This is a genomic window from Microbulbifer sp. A4B17, assembly GCF_003076275.1.
In the GTDB taxonomy this organism is placed as follows: domain Bacteria; phylum Pseudomonadota; class Gammaproteobacteria; order Pseudomonadales; family Cellvibrionaceae; genus Microbulbifer.
Genome location: NZ_CP029064.1, coordinates 2,819,433 through 2,841,415, shown reverse-complemented (window position 1 = coordinate 2,841,415; position 21,983 = coordinate 2,819,433). Strand labels below are relative to the sequence as shown.

At 45.1% G+C, this 21,983-nt stretch carries 14 protein-coding genes; 8 read left to right on the top strand and 6 right to left on the bottom strand.

Annotated elements, in window-relative coordinates; all coding sequences use genetic code 11:
• Positions 1-176: 176 nt before the first annotated feature.
• From BTJ40_RS12620 to BTJ40_RS12610, 3 genes are read left to right on the top strand one after another with little or no spacing between them, the layout of a single operon-like run.
• On the top strand, positions 177-869 hold the full coding sequence (locus BTJ40_RS12620) for a TetR/AcrR family transcriptional regulator (RefSeq protein ID WP_108733431.1): 693 nt from the start codon (positions 177-179) through the stop codon (positions 867-869).
• Positions 859-2,220 carry an efflux RND transporter periplasmic adaptor subunit gene (locus tag BTJ40_RS12615; RefSeq protein ID WP_108733430.1) on the top strand — a complete coding sequence of 454 codons (1,362 nt, stop codon included), beginning with the start codon at positions 859-861 and terminating at the stop codon, positions 2,218-2,220. The genes BTJ40_RS12620 and BTJ40_RS12615 overlap by 11 nt, the downstream gene beginning before the upstream one ends.
• Positions 2,217-5,345 (top strand): efflux RND transporter permease subunit, encoded by a 3,129-nt coding sequence (locus tag BTJ40_RS12610; protein ID WP_108733429.1) that lies wholly within the window; start codon positions 2,217-2,219, stop codon positions 5,343-5,345. Before BTJ40_RS12615 ends, BTJ40_RS12610 begins: the two co-directional genes overlap by 4 nt.
• A gap of 648 nt (positions 5,346-5,993) precedes the next feature.
• Here BTJ40_RS12610 and BTJ40_RS12605 read toward each other — a convergent pair.
• The gene (locus tag BTJ40_RS12605) at positions 5,994-7,790 is read right to left on the bottom strand and encodes a hypothetical protein (protein WP_108733428.1); all 1,797 of its coding nucleotides are present in this window, start codon (positions 7,788-7,790) and stop codon (positions 5,994-5,996) included.
• A gap of 1,014 nt (positions 7,791-8,804) precedes the next feature.
• Here BTJ40_RS12605 and BTJ40_RS12600 point away from each other — a divergent pair.
• The 3 genes from BTJ40_RS12600 to BTJ40_RS12590 all read left to right on the top strand — a co-directional run bounded on the left by BTJ40_RS12600 (position 8,805) and on the right by BTJ40_RS12590 (position 11,173).
• Positions 8,805-9,485 (top strand): glutathione S-transferase family protein, encoded by a 681-nt coding sequence (locus BTJ40_RS12600; RefSeq protein ID WP_108733427.1) that lies wholly within the window; start codon positions 8,805-8,807, stop codon positions 9,483-9,485.
• A gap of 493 nt (positions 9,486-9,978) precedes the next feature.
• Complete coding sequence (locus BTJ40_RS12595) at positions 9,979-10,371, top strand: DUF3224 domain-containing protein (protein WP_108733426.1); 393 nt, start codon at positions 9,979-9,981, stop codon at positions 10,369-10,371.
• 271 nt (positions 10,372-10,642) lie between these two features.
• A complete protein-coding gene (locus BTJ40_RS12590) occupies positions 10,643-11,173 on the top strand; it encodes a T6SS immunity protein Tdi1 domain-containing protein (protein WP_157954051.1) in 531 nt (176 codons plus the stop codon).
• Between the two features lie 174 nt (positions 11,174-11,347).
• Here the strand turns inward: BTJ40_RS12590 and BTJ40_RS12585 are convergent, their stop codons facing one another.
• From BTJ40_RS12585 to BTJ40_RS12565, 4 genes are all read right to left on the bottom strand, one after another.
• Complete coding sequence (locus tag BTJ40_RS12585) at positions 11,348-13,120, bottom strand: cellulase family glycosylhydrolase (RefSeq protein ID WP_108733424.1); 1,773 nt, start codon at positions 13,118-13,120, stop codon at positions 11,348-11,350.
• Positions 13,121-13,322: 202 nt separating this feature from the next.
• A complete protein-coding gene (locus tag BTJ40_RS12580; protein ID WP_108733423.1) occupies positions 13,323-14,516 on the bottom strand; it encodes a PepSY domain-containing protein in 1,194 nt (397 codons plus the stop codon).
• Positions 14,517-14,569: 53 nt separating this feature from the next.
• Complete coding sequence (locus BTJ40_RS12575; protein ID WP_108733422.1) at positions 14,570-16,687, bottom strand: TonB-dependent siderophore receptor; 2,118 nt, start codon at positions 16,685-16,687, stop codon at positions 14,570-14,572.
• 745 nt (positions 16,688-17,432) lie between these two features.
• Entirely contained in the window at positions 17,433-17,687 is a 255-nt protein-coding gene (locus tag BTJ40_RS12565; protein ID WP_157954050.1) for a DUF1330 domain-containing protein, read from the bottom strand.
• Between the two features lie 535 nt (positions 17,688-18,222).
• Between BTJ40_RS12565 and BTJ40_RS12560 the strand changes: the two genes are divergently transcribed.
• On the top strand, positions 18,223-18,906 hold the full coding sequence (locus BTJ40_RS12560; protein WP_108733419.1) for a hypothetical protein: 684 nt from the start codon (positions 18,223-18,225) through the stop codon (positions 18,904-18,906).
• A gap of 85 nt (positions 18,907-18,991) precedes the next feature.
• On the opposite strand, the gene BTJ40_RS12555 is transcribed toward BTJ40_RS12560, so the two are convergent.
• Entirely contained in the window at positions 18,992-19,369 is a 378-nt protein-coding gene (locus BTJ40_RS12555) for a hypothetical protein (protein WP_108733418.1), read from the bottom strand.
• Between the two features lie 634 nt (positions 19,370-20,003).
• Between BTJ40_RS12555 and BTJ40_RS12550 the strand changes: the two genes are divergently transcribed.
• Entirely contained in the window at positions 20,004-21,965 is a 1,962-nt protein-coding gene (locus BTJ40_RS12550) for a GMC family oxidoreductase (RefSeq protein ID WP_108733417.1), read from the top strand.
• Positions 21,966-21,983 lie beyond the last annotated feature (18 nt).

The following is a 21,983-nucleotide window of genomic DNA, read 5'->3' as shown; positions in this document are numbered from 1 at the left end:
AAGTAGAGAAAACCCGATTCCTGTCTTAGAGGGGCGGCTTGCCAGATTGAATCGACAATTCCTCGCTACCAAACGGTAATCACTCTAACTGCTGACCGATTAGTCATAAACTGAGCTTGTATCTGGGCGGCTTCTGGCATTTAATTAATCGCTTGATTAATTAAGGGTATGTTTCTTTGACTGATAAGCCATCCACCCGTGGCCGCGGGCGCCCAAAAGATCCTGAGCGTGAATCCCAGGTGCGCGAAGCGCTTATGCATTCAGCCTACACACTACTTCGGGATAAGGCCTTTCGTGATATTTCTATCAGGGAGATTGCCCAAGGGGCAGGGGTGAATTCTGCGATGATCAGTTACCACTTTGGCGGCAAGGAAGGGCTGATTATCGAGGTAATTCAGAGCCAAATTATGCAGTACGGCCCCGCTTTCATCAGTGCAGGGCTGGATGGGAGGGAGCCCACTTTAGAATTACTGAGAGAAGCAATGAGCAGAATGATACGACTATATATCAAGGAGCCATGGATTCCTCGCCTGATTGTTGATGAAGCAGCTTCCAAATCTGGCCGAATGCGTGAACTCTTTGCCGACAGGTTGGCCTCAAAACTGGTGCCTAAGCTGCGCGGGCTACTGGAAATCCTCCAGTCCAGCGGCCAGTTGCGAGAGGATCTGGATATTGACCTGATGCCAATCTCTTTTTCCAGTTTGATTGCCTTCCCCTTTATTGCTGGCGCCCGTTTTAAGGAGGAATTTGGCTTTGCTCTGGGGGAGGAAAGTGGGGAGAGATGGATTAACCATACCGTTCAACTGTTACTCCGTGGTGTTTCCAATAAATCTATGACCAAAGGCGAGGAAGTCGGCAATGGAAATTAAGACTCATATGAAAGCACTGATGAATCGCCGGCTAGCATTACCGGCACTGATTGCGGTGGGGGTAGTTGTATCTATGGCCCTGGTCGCCACTAAAGGTGAGCCTAAACACGATGCGATCACGGCTCCTATAACGACGGTAGACGCAATAAAAGTGCAGGAGTTACCGTTACGAGCTCAAGCCATTGCATATGGGGAGGTGAAGCCCAGTACTTTCCTGGAAGCCAATGCAGAAGTCAGTGGCAGGGTGGTATATACAGCTCCGGAATTGGAGCGGGGAAATATTATCTCCGCCGGTACATTGGTGCTGAAGATTGACGACACCAGCTATCAGCTTGCCCTGGCCCAGGCGGAAAGCGACCTGGCTGCAAACCGCGCTAACTTGCAAGAGTTGGATGTGGAGGAGACAAATAGTAAACGCTCTCTGGAAATAGCCGAGCGTACTCTCAAATTGGGTGAGAAAGAACTCGCTCGCAAGCAAAAGTTGGTTGCTAAGGGAACCGTCTCCCGCTCGACTGTAGATATTGAAGAGCAAAATATGTTGCGCTTGCGCCAAGAAGTGCAAAACCAGAGCAGCCAGCTTTCCCTTTTCCCGACTCGCCGTAAAGTGATTGAAGCCCAGATAGCTCGTTCTGAAGCTCAGGTACGGGACAGTAAATACAACCTGGAGCGCACCCAGGTGATCCTGCCATTTAATGCTCGTATTGGCGAAGTTCATGTAGAGGAAAACCAATATGTTGCCGGCAATGCTCGCCTATTTGATGCAAGCGGCCTTGCCCAAGTAGAAATTGCAGCAGAGCTTCCCATGGTTCATGTAGCCCCACTATTGCGTAACCTAAGACCGGGCATTGATTCCAATCCAACCCCAGATGACTTGCCCAAAATGCTGCTGGGTCTGGATGCGCGGATTTCTCTGGTCGGTGGCCCGGGGGACAGTGAATGGCAGGGAAGAGTCGTGCGCTTGGGCGGGACTCTTGATAGTACCAGTCGAACGCTCTCCGTTGTCGTTGCGGTAGACGATCCTTATGGCAAAGCGCTGACCGGTAAAAAACCACCGTTGTTTCGCGGTATGTATGCCCGCGTAGAGTTATTGGCTCCCGCGACTCCGGTGCTCGCAATACCCCGTAGTGCTTTGCACGAGGGCAAAGTTTATCTGATAGAAAATGGGCAATTACGAGTACGCCCTGTACAGATAGATTACCACCAAGGGGATACTACTGTGATCCGCGAAGGGTTGAATCCCGGTGAGATGGTTATTGTGACTGATGTTATTCCTGCGATTAACGGCATGGCAGTTTCTGTGGTCGATGATGAGCAACCTGTGACCGCGAGTACTAGAGGTACCCAGCAGTGATTCGTTATTTTGCCAGTCACCCTACGGCAGCTAATTTATTGATGGTTGCACTAATGCTAAGTGGACTTTTTGTTTTACCTAGCATGAAACGCGAAACTATGCCGGAAATCCAAAAGTTTGAGGTTCAGGTCTCGGTCCCCTATGCCGGCGCTGCAGCAGCCGAGATAGAAGATAGTATCTGCCTTCCATTGGAAGATGCCACCGATGGAATCAGCTTTATTGATGAGCGATCGTGTGAGGCGAAAGATAACCTGGGCCTGATGACCTTAAAAATGCAAGAAGCAGGTGATATGGACCAGTTTGTTGCTGATGTGGAGTCTGCGGTAGACAGTATCAACTCGCTTCCAGCCCAGAGCGAGCGTCCGGTGATCGAAGAGTTAGGTCGCACTCAGCGGGTGGTAAGTATTGCCATCAGTGCCAACCTTCCTCTACCTCAATTGAACCAGTTGGCAGAGCATTATCGCCGCGAATTACTCCGCGATCCCGCGATCCCTATCGTGCGCATTTCCGGCTTTTCTGACCACCAGCTCCAGATTGAAATTTCAGATTACAATTTGCGTCAGTACGGGCTCAGTGTGATGGACCTGGCCAATATTATTGACCAGCAAGCTATCGACATGCCTGCCGGTAAGGTTTCCACCCCTGCTCGAGAATACCAGCTGCGCTTCACAGAAGAGCGTCGCACGGTGGCAGAGTTGGAAAATCTCGTCGTGCTCAAAGGTGTTGATGGGGCGGAAGTTCGACTTGGCGATATTGCAAAAATTTACGATGCCTTTGAGTTGGCAGAAGATAAAATCATTTTTGATGGGCGTCGCACGGCGCTTCTCAGTGTCGAGAAGAATAGTGTGGATGATAGCTTGAATGTGCTCGAAGCCGTGCGCGCATTTTTAGATCGTGAAAATGCAAACTTGCCTGAAGGCATGAAACTGACCTTAACCCAGGACAGCGCCTCTATTGTTGCCGATCGCTTGCAGATGATTATGGCTAATGCCTGGCAGGGCCTGATTCTGGTAGCCCTGGCTCTCTATCTGTTTTTTAGTGGCCGCTATGTCTTTTGGGTGGTGATGGGCTTACCGGTTTCATTTCTTGGTTCTTTCGCATTGATCACGGCTATGGGAGTGTCCATTAACATGATCAGCCTGGTGGGGCTGCTGATTGCTATTGGTATATTGATGGATGATGCCATTGTCCTGTCGGAGAGTATTGCGACTGAGCACCGCAAAGGAAGCCCTCCATTGGACGCGGTAATTAATGGCACCAAGCGAGTGGCCCGAGGTGTCTTGTCCTCTTTCGCTACTACAGTGATGGTATTTGGAGGGCTGATTTTTATTAACGGAGATATGGGGCAGGTACTTAAGGCGCTGCCAATTGTTTTGATCTCTGTATTGCTCATCAGCTTGGTGGAGGCTTTTTTAATTCTGCCGGCGCATCTGCGTCATGCCCTTGAGCACAAAAGTCGCACACCTGCCTGGAAGCAGGCGTTTGCCAAGCGCTTTGAAGATTGGCGAGAAAATATGGGACGTGCTGCGGACTGGGCTGTGAAATATCGCTACGCCTTTGTCGGCGGAGTGTTTAGCCTATTTCTGGTGACTGTAAGTCTGATGACGGCAGGTATCGTGAAGTTCCAGGGTTTCCCTACCTTGGAGGGCGATTTATTACAGGCTCGGATCTTGATGCCCCAGGGGACCTCTCTTGTCGATATGGAAAAAGTGGTCGACAAGCAACTGACAGCACTAGATCGAGTTGTCTCAGGGCTATCTGAAAATGAAAGTGCACCTCTGGTGAATCACACAAGTGTAACTTTTGGTGTCAACGGAGATGCCTTTGAAACAGGCCCCCATGTAGCCACCATTAACGTTGACTTGCTTGCTGCTGAGGGGCGTAATACCAGCATTGATGAATTGCGCCATGCGTGGCGTGAGGCCGCTGGTGATACTACTGGGGCAATCGCCATTCTTTATAAAGAGCCATCGTTCGGCCCTGCCGGGCGCCCAATTCACATACGCCTTACTGGTTTGGAGTTAGATCAGTTAAAGGCGGTGTCCATCCGCTTGCAGAATTGGCTACGCGGATACGATGGCGTTGTGAATGTGGTGGACGACCTGCGTCCCGGCAAACCTCAGCTCACAGTAAAAATGCGTGAGGGCGCCTATGCCTCTGGAATAGATGCCAGCAATGTCGCCAATCAGCTGCGGGCTGCTTACCAGGGCATGGAAATAGATGAGATCCAGTATCGGGGTGAAACCTATGAGATCCAGGTACGTATGGATGCAGATTCCCGAGGGGCGCTTAGCCGTTTCGATGAACTGGTTATCATTCACCCATCTACTAAACAACGTGTTCCGCTGATTGCAATTGCAGATATAGAAATGAATCGGGAATACGCCCGAATTCAGCGTATTGATGGCGAGCGGGTAGTGAGTGTGTATGCTGATGTTTTCACTGAGAAAGCAAATACTGTCCAGGTACTCGGTGACACCCAGGAAAAGTTTTTATCTGAACTTACCCGTGAATTTCCAGGGTTGCGTGTAGACATGCAAGGGGAGATGAAGAACATTAAAATTACCGCTTCATCTCTTGTCCGGGCACTATTGATAGGGGCAATTGGTATCTATCTACTTCTATCATTGCAATTCCGAAGCTATGTGGAGCCACTGATTGTTCTGATGGCTATTCCTTTGGCACTGATCGGTGTAATTTGGGGGCACCTGATCATGGGGCACAATATGTCCATGCCAAGTTTGATGGGTTTTGTCTCTCTCACAGGAATTGTGGTCAATGACTCAATTTTGCTGGTGGAGTTTGTGAAGCGGCGAGTGCGTGAAGGGATGGATGTTCACAGTGCTGCAAGTCAAGCCAGTCGCGACCGCTTCCGGGCAATCTTCCTCACTTCACTGACTACCGTTGCAGGCCTGTTGCCCCTGCTATTTGAAACCAGCTTGCAGGCCCAGGTATTAGTACCGCTAGTAATAAGTATTGTGTTTGGTATTAGTAGTTCTACGGTTCTGATTCTCTTAGTACTGCCTGCGCTTTATGGGATATTGGAAGATTTTGGTTTTGCCGAGTCCCAAGAGGATAATGACGGAGGAGAGCCACTTCAGAGTGGGGTGGTAACAATGGGATAAAAAGACTCTGTAGTCGTAGTTCTTTTACCGCTACTGCTAGTAATCAAAGGCGGCCCATATATGAAAATTGCCGTATAAGAAATTATGCAATAACTATAACGGGTGCTGATATAAGGAAGCTCTGAAAAATGGGCTTCTACTTTACGTTTCATGCAGTTAAAAATGACTATTTATTGATTGGATTTCAATTTTCTGGACGTATCTATCGCCATTTCCATCGCCTGAATTTCAGATTTTGAAAATCCCTGGCATATAGGCCCGGCTCAGAAAATTTTTCTCCCAATTAACAGGTTGGTAAAACCGGATAGCAGGTACAAGCGTTAGGTGTTTTAGTGCATTTTTATAAAATTAAAAATATTTCATATGTCGGAATGAGTACTCTATTTTTACTAGAGTCTGCGCCTTTATTTTTTTTGCAGATTTCGCTTCTCTTTACCTTGCAGTAACTTGCCTGAAGTGCTCAGTTATTAAGCTCGTGAAAAGGAGTTCGGGAAGATTTTATTCTAGGAGCCTAATAATCAGGTCGATAAAAATAATGATTAAATCCAGTTGATGAATTTTCGGCGTCAGTGTTAAGGCAGTAAAAAAGCTTCTCACCTATTTCAGGTGAGAAGCTTCTAGAGAATCGGAGTAAAAAGGGGAAATTCCTTATTGATCCAACTCGGTGTCATTAACCCACTTAGGTTTTCCTGGGGCTATAGGAGCAAATCTATATAGCTCCCACCCACCCCTTGGGTCTAAATTAAAAGGATTTGCAGTGCCAAGCCACATGAACTTGGGATGGTTGATCATTGTGCGAAAACCAAAGTTCCCGGAATTGCCAACGCCATTGAATGTTGCTGGAATAGCCCTGCGATTTGGTGAGAAGAAACGATAGAGCTTCCCGCCTGAGGTCTTGGGATTTGAAAGTGCATCTTCCAAAAGCATTAGAAGCTCTGCGGGGAGTTCGTTGGCTGGATCAGTTCCACTTTCAATTAGGCCTGCAAACTGTCTACTCACATCCAGAGTTCCCAAGTACATATCGCTACCCGTCACGCCGAGGCGCCAAGTATAGACATTAAATGGCCACCCTAAACCGGCTCTACCTAGTTTGGGCGGGCCTGCCAAAGTACTCTTCTCTACAAACATATTGCTGTCAGGGTCCCATACCTCAACACTCTTATATCCGTAGAGAACCTCCACTTTGGGCTTTCTCTTCTTTTTGCCAAATCGATCACCGCGGAACACTGTTGTTGCTCTGTGGGTGGCGATAATGGTTTCTAGCTCACCAATCGGGTTATTCCAGGTTTCTCCATAGGCGAGAACATGTGCCCTAAAACCCCCCAGCGGGATGTTAATCGTGCCCCAGTAGAGCTTGCCGCGCCATGAGGTGATATCGCCACCTGCATAGGCACTAGATGAAACAGTGTCTGGCTCATATTCTGTAATGTTCCAGACCTCTTCCCACTCTGTTACGTCTTCAGGCAGGAATCCGCCTTCCGGAATTTTGGGGCTCATTACGATGCCAGAATAGGCGCGGATCTGCCCGGTCTGAGAATCTCCAGTTGGCCAGGTTGAGAAAAACAAGCGGCCATCATGCACGGTGAAATTTGCTGGGGTGCTCTGCATTGTGCCGACAACTTCAAACTTAAATGGGTGATGTATATTACCCATCCAGCGTAAAACCTCTCCTGTGCCACCAAGGGACTCTTGAAGAGCCACGCCGGTATACAGAACTCCCTCATGAGTTAGGAACTTGCGAATATTGGAGTATTGGGGAAACTTCTTTGACCCGAGGTAGAGTCCTGTACTCGCCTGCCAGGCCATCATAATGATGCTGTTACCGCCACCTTCACCGGCGATTCCCTCCTGAACACCTCCGGGGCCGGCGAGAAATACCACATCATCCGCGTAACCGCCAGAGCGGAAGCCCAACGTGTCTTGTAACAGGGGGTCGTAGGTAGGGGTTATTTCCGTTACCTCAAGCGTGCAGGTATCCATGCGATAGGCCATTGGAGCACGCCAATCACCAAGATTTTTAAGATTTGGGTTCTCTTGAGCGAGTATTCCTTCTGCAAACTCACATACCCAGCCCTGGTTGGGGGCAAAGATAGGCGTCAACATGGCATTTGGAGAGGCTTGTGCGGTACAGGGGACATTTGCCCCAGTACCCCAGTAGAGAAAGCGGGGTGACTCAGCCATACCCCAGATCTGGGCGCCGTTTCGTTTGGGTTCACCTGCGGAACATACGCCGTCAATCAGTTCTGGGTAGGGTTCACCTACACCATTGAAGCACTCATCTACTGGAGCTTTAAACAGCTTATCGAACCGGGGCTTAACTCTTTTACAGTGCTTGCCAGGGTACCCCGAGGATTCTTCATCGTTTCCGCTCCACTGTGCGTTCGCACTGGGTGCAACCAGTGTCGCCAAAAAGATTGAGAGTGCAAAACAAGATGTAACTTTCATGAGCATCCCTTCCTCTACTACAGACCGCTTTGGCGGGTGATACTACGGGTCAAAAGGCAGGTTTGAGCTGAATATGCCAGTCCTTACAGGAGAGCAATATTCCTTAAAAAGTAGAGATTAGGATGGTTCTGGGGGCAAGAATGTTGTCTAGATTATTTCCTCCTCAATAGTACTATACAGATTGATGTTTGAGGTAGCAGAATGCTATTGCGATGATGAGTTTGTTAAAAGCTAGTTACTTAATGAGATAATTGCCAATTTTAGTGTGACGTTTCCCAATTTTCCCCCAGGCGGCTAGTAGAATAGTTTGGCTTGTAAGCAAGTAAAGAAATATGTATTAGGCACTTGGTATATAGTTAATTTTCAGATCGGGGGCGAGTAGGGCATAGAGTATTAGCAGCTTATTAATTCTGTATACTTTTTATTCATCAAAAGCTGGTTTTCACTAGTTAAAATGAAGGAACATAATAGATTTTTCGTAAGCAAATCACTGGCAGCCAGGAATGAATCTGGCTCAATTCATAGGAGGTCAATAAGCAGTTTATTTGAGCAGATCTCAGGTTCCAAGTTTAATGCTTTGGAGAAGGGTTCCGATAAATTAGTAAGTGGCTATGACCTTTGCAGAAAGCCAGCGGTACAAGTTTGCTGCATAATACGAGGGATCAGACTCCCACTAAAAAAGAAAGAAGCTGGCTATTACACCTGCAATATCATACTTTAATTCAGATCCACAGTGGGATGGACAGTGATTGAATTGTTCTTGTGGAAATAAGTATCAGTCAAAAAATTATAATTTGCGTTATACATTGGCTAATACTACTGCTGACAGAGAATGCTTGCAATTTATCATTGAAAAACTTGATGGAGCTGGGTAAGAATGTTGGAAGTTGGTGTGGAGATTAAGAGAAATTTGAGTTTTTGCGTCTATGTCAATAATAGCTAACTGGCAGAAGTAAATCTAAATTACAAAGCCGTGGCTATTGGAGTCTTATTATTAATTACTAAGGAAAGTGAATGTATCAGTTGTTTATAGCAAATAAAAATTATTCATCTTGGTCACTGCGGCCTTGGTTGTTAATGCACCACTTGGAAATCCCCTTTAATGAGCAGTTGGTTACATTTGAAGAGGGTGGAAGCTGGAAGAAATTTCATAGCTTTTCTCCTACTGGATTGGTGCCATGTTTGATTGATGGAGATATTACTGTTTGGGATTCCCTTGCCATAGTGGAGTACGTTGCAGAAGATTTTCCTCAGGTTTGGCCTATCAATAGGTTGGCAAGAAGCTGGGCCCGGAGTGCTTGCGCAGAAATGCACTCTGGTTTTTCGGCCTTGAGGAATATCTGTGCCATGAACTGTGGCTTGATTGTGGATTTGGTTGAGATTCCACCACTGTTACAGAAAGATATTAATCGAATTGATGAGCTTTGGCAGGAGGGCTTAAAGCGGTTTGAAGGGCCTTTTCTTACCGGAGAGGAGTTTACAGCGGTGGATGCTTTCTTTGCGCCAGTTGCTATCCGTGCACAAAACTATGGGTTGAAATTTAGTGGTGTAGCTAAACAGTATATTGATCACTTACTAAGCTTGCCCTCTATGAAAAAGTGGATTTCTGATGCATTACAAGAGCCCTGGAGAGAAACACTGCATGAAGATGAAGTTCGAAATATGGGTGTGGTGATTGAGGACTTACGTAGCTGATAATTGTTTTTAGTATTGGTGTGGCATGTCACAAGTGAAGTTTTAGCTTTAATAACGCTTGTGACTGCCAAAAAATTTTTTATTCAAATAGAAGTGCTCTTTTGTGATTACTCCAGGTATTCTGGAGTTCGAGTGAGGAACACATTATTCGCCCGGTTTTTTGACGGTTGGCTTATACTGTATTAGGCGTTGGTTTGACCTTTCGACTTCTATTCCTGGTTTGATTCCTTTGAGCCTAAAAAGGTTGCGCCTACAATTTTGGGTATTTTAATAAAGACATTTGAGGTCGTTATAAACACATACTTTCTATTTGAGCCTTGATTGTATCCAATCATCATATCTAATTGATAAATCCCTTCTTTTTATCTGTTCATATATACAGTATCATTGACCTTCTACATACCGTCGTGCTCACGTGGTGGCCAAAAAGGCCAATTCAAGTTCGGTGTGAAGTGGCGGTATTGAAAATATCTTTACTTTTAATGGAACCAGTATGAAGATCTCAGGAATGTTCGAAGTTACTGTTAAGCCTATGGACCCATACTCAAGAGGGGTAGATGGGGCTAGTTTGGGACGTATGTCCATCAATAAAATTTTTTATGGTGAACTCTCAGCGGAAAGTAGAGGTGAAATGTTAAGTGTAATGACTCCTGTAAAAGGGTCGGCTGGATATGTAGCTATAGAGCAAGTCATCGGAACATTGGATGGCAAACGAGGCACATTCGTTTTACAGCACTTTGGCACCATGAGTAAAGGTAAGGATCGTCTTACTCTAGAAGTTGTGCCTGACTCAGCCACTGGAGAACTTGTCGGTTTGTCTGGGAAAATGTCTATCCGTATGGACGATGGACAGCACTTCTATGAGTTTGATTACTCTCATAGTTGATAACAACTTGTAGACTTATTGTACTTAGTGTGTCTTTAGAGCTGCCAAGGCAAAATTAACGAGAAGTGCTGTAAACTTGGTTGATATAGTCATCTCAGGTTGAACCCCCTGCGTATAGAGCTTCAATCTGAGGTTATGTACGCTTATTTTTTGCAGTGAGTGGTTTTAATAGCCAATCAGTCGGCTGGATGTTGTTGCTTCAATTATAGTGAGCTTCTGTTAAGCTCCTTCCTGCGGTATTGTGATATACATAAGTACAAGGAGGTTATTAGTGAAGTTTCTAAAGAAAATCTTGAATCTGAAAAAAGCGATTAAGATCGAAACAACCTACGATGATTTATTTGCACCAGTATCTGGCATAAATAAAAATGAGCTCTTATTGGATTGGCACTGGTTGGTAGGCGAGTCTGCTGAACCACTATTGATAACTGCACTTGGTGATGTCTTCTACAGATCAGGAAATGGTATATTCTTTCTTGATGTTAACTGGGGGCAATCTGATGCACTCGAAAAGGGATATCAGGAATTCAGGGAAGACCCCTGGGGAAATGACGAAGAGTTTGGTACAAGATATGCACCGGATTTCGTTGCGAAACTGAGGGAGTCCGGCATTATCCTGAACTCTGGACAGTGTTATAGCTTCAAAAAGCCCCCTTGTTTTGGTGGAAATATGGTTATTGGTAATATAAGTACCTGCGATGTAACAGTCCATATTTCTCTAATGGGACAGCTTTATTATAAGCTTAAAGATGTACCACCAGGAACCAAGATATCAGGTATCAGTTTAGAGCTAGCTGATTAATAGATTGTTATTCAAAAGTTGATGAAAAACCGCCAAACTGCGTACATCTGTAGATTTTTTTATCGTGTATGCAGTCGCACTGAAGCGTTAGAGAATATCTACTGCAGATGTATGTAGTTTGGCGGTCTGAATTAACCTGCCTGATGTCCTCTCTCTAATAACGAGAGTGTAATTTTACTTAAGGGTTATATTGGTAATGCTCTGGTTGCCTATCGCGGTAAAACCTAATTCTAGTGATTGTCCTGATTGTATTGTTGAATTCCAGCTTAGCGGCTTAATAATATAGTGGTTTCCTGAGTGGGAGATTATCTGAGCAGTCCAGAATGAATTTATTTGTCCTTCAAAGTCAAATTCTAACACCCAATCTTGTATATTATCTGAGCCAGTATTATTAATTTGAAACTGGCCGTTAAAGCCGGTACCCCAATCTTTGATAGTGCTTATCTCTACCTTATAGTCGGCATCTTCATTTTTGGAATCGCTATTGTTGTTGTCAGTTTCATCTGGCTCGTCGACACTGGTACTATTGTCGTTGAGAATGATATTGGTAACTTCCTGGCCGCCCTTTGCAGTAAAGCCCAGTTCTATCGATTCCCCTGGGGCTATCGTTGAATTCCAGCTTAAAGGCTTAACAATATAATGATTTCCTGAATGAGATATAATCTCTGCAGTCCAGAATGAATTTATTTGTCCATCAAAATCAAACTCTAAAACCCAGTCTTCTATATCGCTTGATACACTATTATTAATGGTCAATTTACCATTAAATCCATTACCCCAGTCGGATGTCTTACTAAATACTACTGCTGATGTTGAATCTGCACTGGAGTTATCATTATCAGAGTTGCCACTATCTGTATTTCCGGTATCATCATTTTCACTGCCAGTCTCGCCATCATCGGTATTACTATTGTCGCTACTGTTACTGTCATCGCTGCCTTCATCAGTATTGACAGTATCATTGTTGATGTTAATCCATGCCCGACCTGGAACCGAATCTTCAAATATACCTTTTAGGAGGTTTCCAGCCTCCGTAAGGCTTCCATCCGAGTAAAAGATACTGGATGATTCTGCTTTATCATTAATTGTCCAATTGGCCCATGATATCTGGTTTTCATCCATCCACTCCAACCATTCATTGGTCGAATCGTAGTTAATCGAACCGTTACCGTCTGCATTTACTGAGCCCCACTCTGTAACAAAAAGTGGTACTCCCTGGCTCAAGGCATAATCGGCCTTGTCTCTTAATGATGAAAAATGGGTTCCGGCATAGAAGTGTAATGAATAAGCAACGTTATCATCATTTATTCTGTCATCCGCAGCAGAGCCAACATCCTGGGACCATGTAGGTGATCCAACAACTACTAAATTGTTAGAGTATTTTCTTATTTCTGAGATTATTTCCTCTGCATACTCTTTCACGGTGCTCCATGTAACATAGGTTGGCTCGTTATAGACTTCAAATATCACATTATCAAAGCTGCCATAGTCCTGTGCCATTCTGGAGAAAAAATCTTTTGCCGCATCAACATTGTTGTGTGCTCCATGTGAATGCCAATCAATAATTATGTAAACGCCCCTGTCTATAGCTGCTTCAACAACCGTTCGTATTTTATCTTCGTCATTGTCGTAGGGGGTTCCATTGTCATCGACGCCATATGAAGCCCTTAGAATTTCTACTTGAAATTCATCAACCATTCTGTCGACTGTTTCAGTGTTGTAATATGTAGTCCAATTACTCCAGAAAAAGCTCATGCCTTTTACTTGCATTGACTCCCCGGTGTTGGAGCCATTTATTTTATTCCCACTTACTTGCATTTCTCCAAAGTAATCAACCGGATTTGTATTTTCTGCTGCAAGTGCAATTTTTGTGTTTCCTGCGCTTATGCAGAAACTAATTGCTAGCGTTATAAGAGCGGTTAAATTCCCATTTTTCATTTTTAACATGTAACTATTGCCCCTAATCAGCTAATAACTCAAATTATACGTAAATTGGGACAAGTGTGATGCTGTTGGGTTCCGGAACAAAAGGTTGTAACTATCCAACTGGTAATTTTTTGTTTTTTGGTGACTGAGGTGAATAGGCTTTTACTAGTTCTTACCCACAGTATTCCTTATAGGGGGAATAGATATTGGGCTCCAAATTTGCTTAAAGAATATAAAAGGGTATAAACCCCAAGGCCAGTAAAACTCCCCCTAGAGCTATCCAGCGTAGTTTTCCCATATTCTGCCAGGCAAGGCCCCAACGATTTAAGCTTATTAGAGGTTCATTCTTAGCCATTTTGGCCTGTCGTAAGGCAAAGATATAGGTTCCAGATATAGCAACGCTGGTAAGTATCAATCCAAAGATAAAATAGATGATTTTTGTAGGGTAACCACCCCATATTCCGAAGTGCAATGGGTCTGCAGCTTCTGAAATGCGTACATGGAGCGACAAATTTTCAGCGTGGCGAGATGATAGCCATGTTCCGTTATTTGGGTCAAACGTCATATTGTTAGCTCGATTCCTCACTAATAAGTTGTTGGCTTGTCCCTCAACTACGAGAGACTGCCTTGCATTCTGAGGGAAGCGAATAAACTTGATCTTTAGTTCTGGGCGCAAAGCTCTGGCCTGTTTTACTATCCGATCAAAATTTTCCTGAGATGGCAGTGGGCTTGATTGGTTGTGATAGTCTGAAATTGGCTTGGCATCTTCTGGGTAAGCTGCATCCAGCCCCCACCGTTCGGCCAAGTACCATACACCAGTGATTGATACTATTAAGACTAACCAGCTGCTCCAGAGACCGGCCAATCGATGTAGATCCCCCCAAAAAATTCGTGGGTTTTTCCGGCGGGGCCATTGAATTAAGCCGGAGGCCCATTTGGGATGAAGGATTAGTCCAGAAAAGAGAAGGCCAAGGAAAATAAACGCACAAAAACTCACTATCGTGATGCCCAGAGTTGCTGGCAGCATTAGGTGCCGGTGCAGTCTGCGTAAAACGGTTTGCCAATTGTACCAGGGGCCGATTCCCTGAAACTTACCATCTGTGGGGTCGAGATATATTCGATATCGATCACCGCTTTGTCTTTTAGCGATTCCCTCAATGGCAAACCCCTGATGGATTGGAGCAGAGAGCGAAAGGAGTCGGTCAGTTGGGCTCTCTAGCTTGATACTGGAGTACACTTGTCCCCATGGGATAGGGTGATAGTAGGGTGTTGGCTTTGCGCGGAGGTTTGGCTGGGTTAGCCAGTCAAGTTCGTGGGATATAACAGCTAGGGTGCCGCTTGCTAAAATAAAACATAGCAATATCGAGAGTTTTACACCAAGCCAATGATGCCATTGATACCAAGTTGCTTTTTTCATGCTGTATGGGATATCGCCAGCAGAAATCCACTGGCGATATAACAGGTAGGAAGTTAGAAGCTGTAGGTTAGCTGGGCAATGACTTCTCTTGGTTGGCCCGGAAAATGGCCATTTCTCTCACTAAAGCCACTCACCGCATACTCCTTATTGAAAATATTGTTTACATTGATACTCAGGAGAATATCATCCCAGTGAGTTGTCCAGCTGGCATCGAACACTGTATAGGGTTTTACTTTTTGGTCGTCAAAACTGATTTGCTCACTGACATAGTCGGCGCCAAAAGCAAATGCTGAGTCCCAGATTCCAATGTCATAACGGGCCCATAAGCCAGCTTGGTGTTTCGGGGCATTTACGAACCGACCTGATTCAGATACGTTACTTGAATCACCTTCAGAAATATAAGTATCGTTATAGGCATAGTTAGCCGTTAAACTGAGCTTTTCAGTGATATCACCCACCAAAGTAAATTCAGCTCCATCGCTTTCAACCAAGCCCAGATTGATAATTTCCACTTCATTCGGTGTTTCGTCGGCACTGATGTAATCGGGATTGCTCAATGCCATATTTTCCTTATCGATCTGATAGAAGGCCAGGGTGGTAAGAATACGTCCATCTAGCCACTCTTTCTTCAGGCCGATCTCCACTTGATCACCAGTGCTGGGTTCAAGTTCCTGTGCGCCATCCTCAAAGTCGTCTGCACTCACTGGGTTAAAGCTTTGGGAGTAGTTGGCATAGAGAGACAGCGACTCTGAGGGCTTGTATGTGATGCCTGTGCGGTAGGTTATGTCATCATCCTTATAGCTATTACCACTTTCTTTTTCCGTTTCTTCAAATTGATCAAATCGTGCGCCCAGCATCCAAAACCATTGATGAGTCAGTGCTATAGTATCCTGAATGTAGAAGCTGGCTCGGGTGCTGGTAATGCCATCTCTTTCCATATCGGTAAGATCGTAAGTTGATGGATCGGTTATTCCGTAATTCAGTTCGTAGATATTGAGGTTGGTAACACCGTCAGTTTCATAGCGGGCACGTAAGTAATCGTATTCGGTATCAACATCGTGGTAATCACCACCAAACAAAACCTGATGATTCATTCCCGCTATATGAGCGTCATACACAAAATCCAGAGTAAGACTCAGTTCTTCATTTGCACGGTACTGGTCGCGGTATTCACGCTGAATAGTTTCATCTTCTGCATCTGCCTCGCCATCACCATTAACATCTACCCAACCGCGTGACTCGTGGTAAGCTTGCTCTCTTTCGTTATCCATATAACGAACAGTTGCATTAAGATTCAGTTTTTCAGTGAAGTTATGCTTCACATTGGTCTGTAAAACCAAAGCTTCCAGGTTTTGATAATCAAACTCTTCGTTGGCGTTGTATGACGGGTCTACCAGGAAGTTGCCATCATCATCAACGGGCACACCACGCAAGCGATTGCCACCTAGGTTTTGTTCAATGTAATCAAAAGTCGTTGTCAGTTGAGTATCTGTGCTGAGGTCAAACAATAGCCCACCGGCAAGTTCGGTATTCTCGCTATCCGCATTATTGCGGAAGCTATCTTGAGACTCATAAAAACCTCCTAAACGGTAGGCGACACTTTCGTTCAAGCCGCCTGTGAGTTCCATAGATGCCCCGTATAGTGATTCACTGCCAGTGGTGACTTTTAACTCACGGTTCTCAAAGAAGGTTGGTTTTTTGGAGACGTAGTTAATCATCCCACCGGGCTCACCGCCGCCGTAGAGAGCAGCGGAGGGCCCCTTCAACACTTCAATGCGCTCTACATTAAATACTTGAGGTACGCTAAAGCCGGAGAATGGGTCACCACGGACACCATCGTAAAATACACTTTCATCGTCCCGGAAACCCCGGAAGGTGACCCCGGAGTAGCTGAATTCGCTAACTCCAGCGATAGAGCGATACAGGTCGGTGATATCGCGGGCGGCCTGATCTTCAATTAGTTGCTCGCTCAGCACCTGCGCAGACATAGGAATATTCAGAAGGTCTGCGTCTGTTTTGGTTCCAACTTGAGTATTTGAGTCGAGGTAAAACTGTTGGGCTCTGCCAATAACCTCAACCTCCTCTATCTTTTGACCTGCTTCCTGGGCAGATACAAAAGTTGCTGGGGCCAGTGAGACCAGGACCGCTAGGCTGAGTGGGTGCGGGTGCATATTTGTGGAGTCCGTACAGTTAGAATGATTCTCAAATGATAATGGTTATCATTAACTGGGTGAAGTGGTTGGTACTAAGTAGTCATGTAAAGCTAAATACTGTGAGCGTTTGCAGCAGTAGCAGTGGGAACATAACGTGTTTATGGGATAGGACTTTTAGAGCCCTGCTTCTTTATTAGGGCATATAGATTGAATACAAAAGGGGTGACGGTTTGCAAATGGTTGAGCTTAGGGTTATTGAAAAGAATGATCAAACATTACTGGTCCGATGTCTAATTGATGATGCTGTGCTTAAGTACCTGTCATCGAGAATTCCCCACTTTTATAGTAAAGATGCCTTTTGGTGGGTTGATGTGGGTAGTAAAGAGGAGGGAATTGCGTGCAGCGGATTTTTTGTGGGGTTATAAGTATGCGCGAGCAGCTGCTTAGTATTTTAACTCAGGGGATGTTAGATATTAGGTTGCGATAGAATTTCGGGACAAGGTCTATATTTCGCGATGGCTTTGCATTTTATAATTCTGCTAATAATGTGTGGATGGTTGGTAGTGTTTCAATTAAGTATTTGAGGTTACTTTGAGAGTAGGGTTTATGAGTGTCGTTTAATGGATGCTGCAATGGTAGCAGCACACTCAAGCTGCTTCGCTCATAAAGGGAATGCTTTCTTTAAAGATTTACACCTTGAGTGAATGCTCTAATGTGGAACAGATATAGCTTTGAGAATTTTTATACCAAGAGTGGGGTATAACTATAATTTTTCTGTATACCAGATTTTCGGAGTTACAAGCACGCCAGCCTTTTTCCTGGCTTCTTCAAGCTCACTGCTATTGACAAACTTTATTGCATGCTCCTTTGAAGGGAATTCGTGAATTACGGTTACATTGTGATGGTTGTCAATTTCGCGGTATACGGATGTAGAAGTAGCTCCCATTTTCTCCACGGTAGGCATAAAATCCTTAAGCACTCTGTGCCATTCGTTGAAGTCCTTAACATTCGCGTGCATAAATAGATGTATCATATGGATACCAGCCGGTCAGTAGATACTGAGTGTTATAAAACCCTGTGAATAGTTATAGTAGTTAGCCATCAAGGGTCAAGTTCTAAAGAGGGTTCCAAGTGATAGTCTCTCGACTGTAAATGGATAGTTTGACTTTTAATTCAAGGCTGTCAGCAATGAAGCTGGTGAGGGGGTAACTTTATTGTCCGGCGAGGTGTTTCAGAGCGCTACCTCATAACTCGACGTTTATATCCCTTATCCCTTTATCTGCTTACTGAAGAAAGTTACTTGAAAAGTATTCGCTCTGGATATCAATGTTTGACCCTATGGGTTGATATGAAAAGAAACAGGTACGTTAATTTTTTGCGAGCAGGGGCATCCTTCTATCTGCTCCTGTTAACTGTAAAAGCGCTGACTGGCGTTTTTTAACAGTAGTGTGGCGTGTGTCTACCGTTTTGAAATTACGTGATATTGATAGGGTGTGAAAATAATCCTTGATTTTTAGTTCACGTTGAAACCTGGGTAATGCAAGGAGGGTTGTATGGATCTGACTATTTCTATTTTAGGGCATGCACTAACCGCTATTGCAGCTCTTTTAGCGATTCATGGAAAGACATGGGATGAAGCTCAAGTTGGCCTGAGGAGGGTGACCAGAACAGGTGGTATTGCAGCTGGAGTGGCGGTTGTTGGTCTGGCGCTTTCTATCTTTCAGACTGTCGATAAATATCAGGAAAAGGCAGCTTATAAGGAATATGCAATCTCAAAGATTGAAAAGGGTTGGAGCAATCTGTTTGTTCCCTTTGAGGCACTTCACTATCAAGTGACAGGCAACAAACCGAAAAAAGGGGATCATGTAGAGTTTGCTGAGCTGGTATTGGGAGACAATTTATTGTCTGCTTTTGATAAATTGGATTTCAAGGCAGTCCACCGTTTTCCCAAATTTGGAACGGTAGGGAACATGGTTTGCTCGCAAACTTTGACCGGGATGGGAATGATTTCTCGATATGTTGATGAGTACTCTGATCATTTGGATCTGAAGATTAAGGCTGCAATTGAAGAAATGCAGTCAATGCCGGCATTTTCAACGCTAATTCGTTTCGGAGGCTGTCCCGGCATTAAAGGGCGGTCACTTGATGCACCTGATCGCTATAAGGGGCAGTTTGATACGCCTGAGATGCGAGCGTATCTTAGGAGTCTAATAGACTTCCAAGAATTGCTAAAATGAAAAGCTGTTTGGGATGATTTCCAATAGGAAACAACAAGCCCGCACAGCTTGTTGTTCCCTTGGTGTCTGTGAGGTATCTCCAGTTTTAGACGGCGCGCCCCTGTTTTTTGAATATGGTAATAGCACTTACGGTAAGCTCTTTCACAAGAGCTTCAAATTTTTGCAGTGGCATGTTTCGAGCAGGGGCAATATTGAACTGATTTTCATTTACCCGAACCAGCTTCAACCCTTTGGGAGGGTGAACATGAGCTGGAAACCTGCACACCCACCCCGTTAGAGGGAGTTGGTTAATAGCTTCTCGATCAAGAGCTAGTACCCCTTTTCCATTAGCGATAACTACCTGCATGGTGTCAAGGTATGTGGTGTCTATGTTTTGTGGCTTTCTGATGCTTGAATCGGGGGTTCTAAAACTTTCAAGTTTCAAAAGTTCTTCGTAGGTGATATAGAGCTCTTTCCCGGACATACTGATCTCCTTCTCACGTTCATCGTCTAAAACAGAAATGCGATTTTTCTGAGTGCTTCTATTGGGTTTTGATAGTTGTATTTTTTGTTATGTATAGGTTTAGTTGTTGGTAGTTGTATTACAAGAAATTTCAATGAGATTAATCATAGCGATGGATTGCTACTATGGGCAATATTTTAAGTGCTAATCAGGTAGTAAAAGTGAATTGAGGCGACTTGGTGTGTAGAAAATTCACGAAAAAATTAGTTTAACCTTGGTTTTGTTACCCACTCAATTTAAGTAGGGTGTCACTGTTTTTCGCTTTATTATTTGGTAGTTAGTCCCCTTTTTATTCAATTTTATTTTAATGGCTTGAGCTCACGGGGAGGTGTACCCTGGATTGGTTCGTTTATTGAGGCTCAATATCCGTCCTCTACAAATCTGGTTGGGGCATATTAAATTACAGAAAATTTTACTATTGATTGTGTGATTATCTTTCCCTCTACGATCCATAAGGGCAGGCACCTATTGCATCTTTACTCTGATAAGTAAGTCGGGTTTTAAGAATAAACGTTATTCAGGTACGCGAAACATAATAATCTCGTGCGCATAATGCTTGACCGGAATAAAGCTTATAAAAAATGGATCAAGCAATATGGAAGAGAAGGATGCGATTAAAAAGAAAGTATCGGCTCAAAAAATTAGTCGTAGAAATTTTACTAAGGGAGCGATTCAATTAGGTATCGCTGCCAGTGCCGCTTCAACGGGATTGGTTTCCGCTCTCTCAATGTTAGATCGCGACTTTTATGATCAATATGACTATGTGGTTGTTGGTTCGGGAGCGGGAGGGGGGCCCTTAGCGGTAAATTTGGCGAAAGCGGGATTTTCTGTTTTGGTGCTGGAAGCTGGTGCAGATGACCCCAGCGATGACACTCATAATATCCCAGCGTGGCACCCCTTTGCTTCTGAAGACCCCAAATTGAGCTGGGACTTTTTTGTTAAGCACTATGCGGATATCAACCAGCAGCAACTAGACGATAAATATGTTTCAGGGAAGGGGATTCTCTACCCTCGCGCTAGTACTATCGGCGGCTGTACCACACACCACGCATTAATTACTGTTTATCCGCATAATAATGACTTTGATCGCATAGCGAAGGATACAGGGGATATTTCCTGGGACAGCGCAAACATGCGACGATATTTTGAGCGCTTGGAGCGCTGTGAATATGTGCCTCGCCCAATCTTCTCTAACCCCTCCCGCCATGGTTTTGATGGTTGGCTGCCAACCAATCGTGGCAACCCCGCTTTACTGTTTGAAGACCCTACCATCCTGAAAGTCGTGCAGGCAGCCCTGGCCAAGTATGGGCTTGAGGGGGCTTTGGAGCAGATTGTCAGTGGCAATCTCCGTTTGGATATTAATCACTGGGATGTTGCCAGTGGGCAGGAGGGACCTTTTATTGCCCCTATGGCAGCGGATAGCCGAAACCGGCGTACCAGTGTGCGAGAACACCTTTTGGAGACTCAGGCCATTTACCCAAACCTGCTCCATATCCGCACAAATTCATTGGCCACCCGAGTGTTGTTTGAAGGAAATACTGCTGTTGGAGTGGAGTTTCTAGAGGGGGCGAGCCTGTATAAAGCGGACCCACACCACGACGAAGGTGGCACTGCCGGAGTCCTGAGGCAAGTGCGTGCAAATCGGGAGGTCATTTTATCGGGCGGGGCCTTTAATAGTCCGCAGCTTTTGAAGCTGTCGGGGATAGGTCCCGCACATGAGCTTCGAGATCACGGTATAGAACCTTTGGTAGATCTGCCCGGAGTCGGAGAGAACCTTCAGGACCGCTATGAAGTCGGTATTGTCAGTGAGATGAGTGAAGATCTTTCCCTGCTGAAAGATTGCACCTGGGGGGAGGGGAATGATCCCTGTTTGAATCGCTATCGATATGGCTGGTTTAACCAGGGCCCTTACAGTGGGAATGGCCCGGTATTATCACTGGTGAAGCGCTCAAGACCGGAGCTGGAAGATCCGGACCTGTTTATTTTTGGGGTACCGACAGACTTCCATGGCTACTTTCCCGGCTACTCCCAGGCGTTGAGAGACTACAAGGATCGCTTTTCCTGGGTCGTGCTTAAAGGGCATACCAATAATACTGCTGGGCGTGTGACCCTGCGATCTGCAGACCCAAGAGATACACCGGAGATTAATTTCCATTACTTTGGTGAAGGTAATGATGCCTTGGGGGAGGATCTTCAGGCGGTTATTGAGGGGGTAAAAATCTCCAGAGATATTATGTCGGGTCCCATTGTGAGTAAGCGTGTTTCCAGGGAGTTACTACCTGGTAATGATGTGCAATCAGATCAGCAAATCGGTGATTTTGTGAAAAACCAAGCATGGGGGCACCATGCCTCCTGCTCCAATAAAATGGGGCCGGCCAGTGACCCTATGGCGGTGGTTGACAGTAAATTCCGAGTGCATGGCACCAATAATTTACGAGTCGTTGATGCTTCGGTATTTCCTCGAATTCCCGGCTTCTTTATTGTGGTGCCGGTTTACATGATCAGTGAAAAGGCGAGCGATGACATTATTGCCGCAGCGTCTGGGCTGAGTGCCTGACAGGTCTTGCTGTGGGGA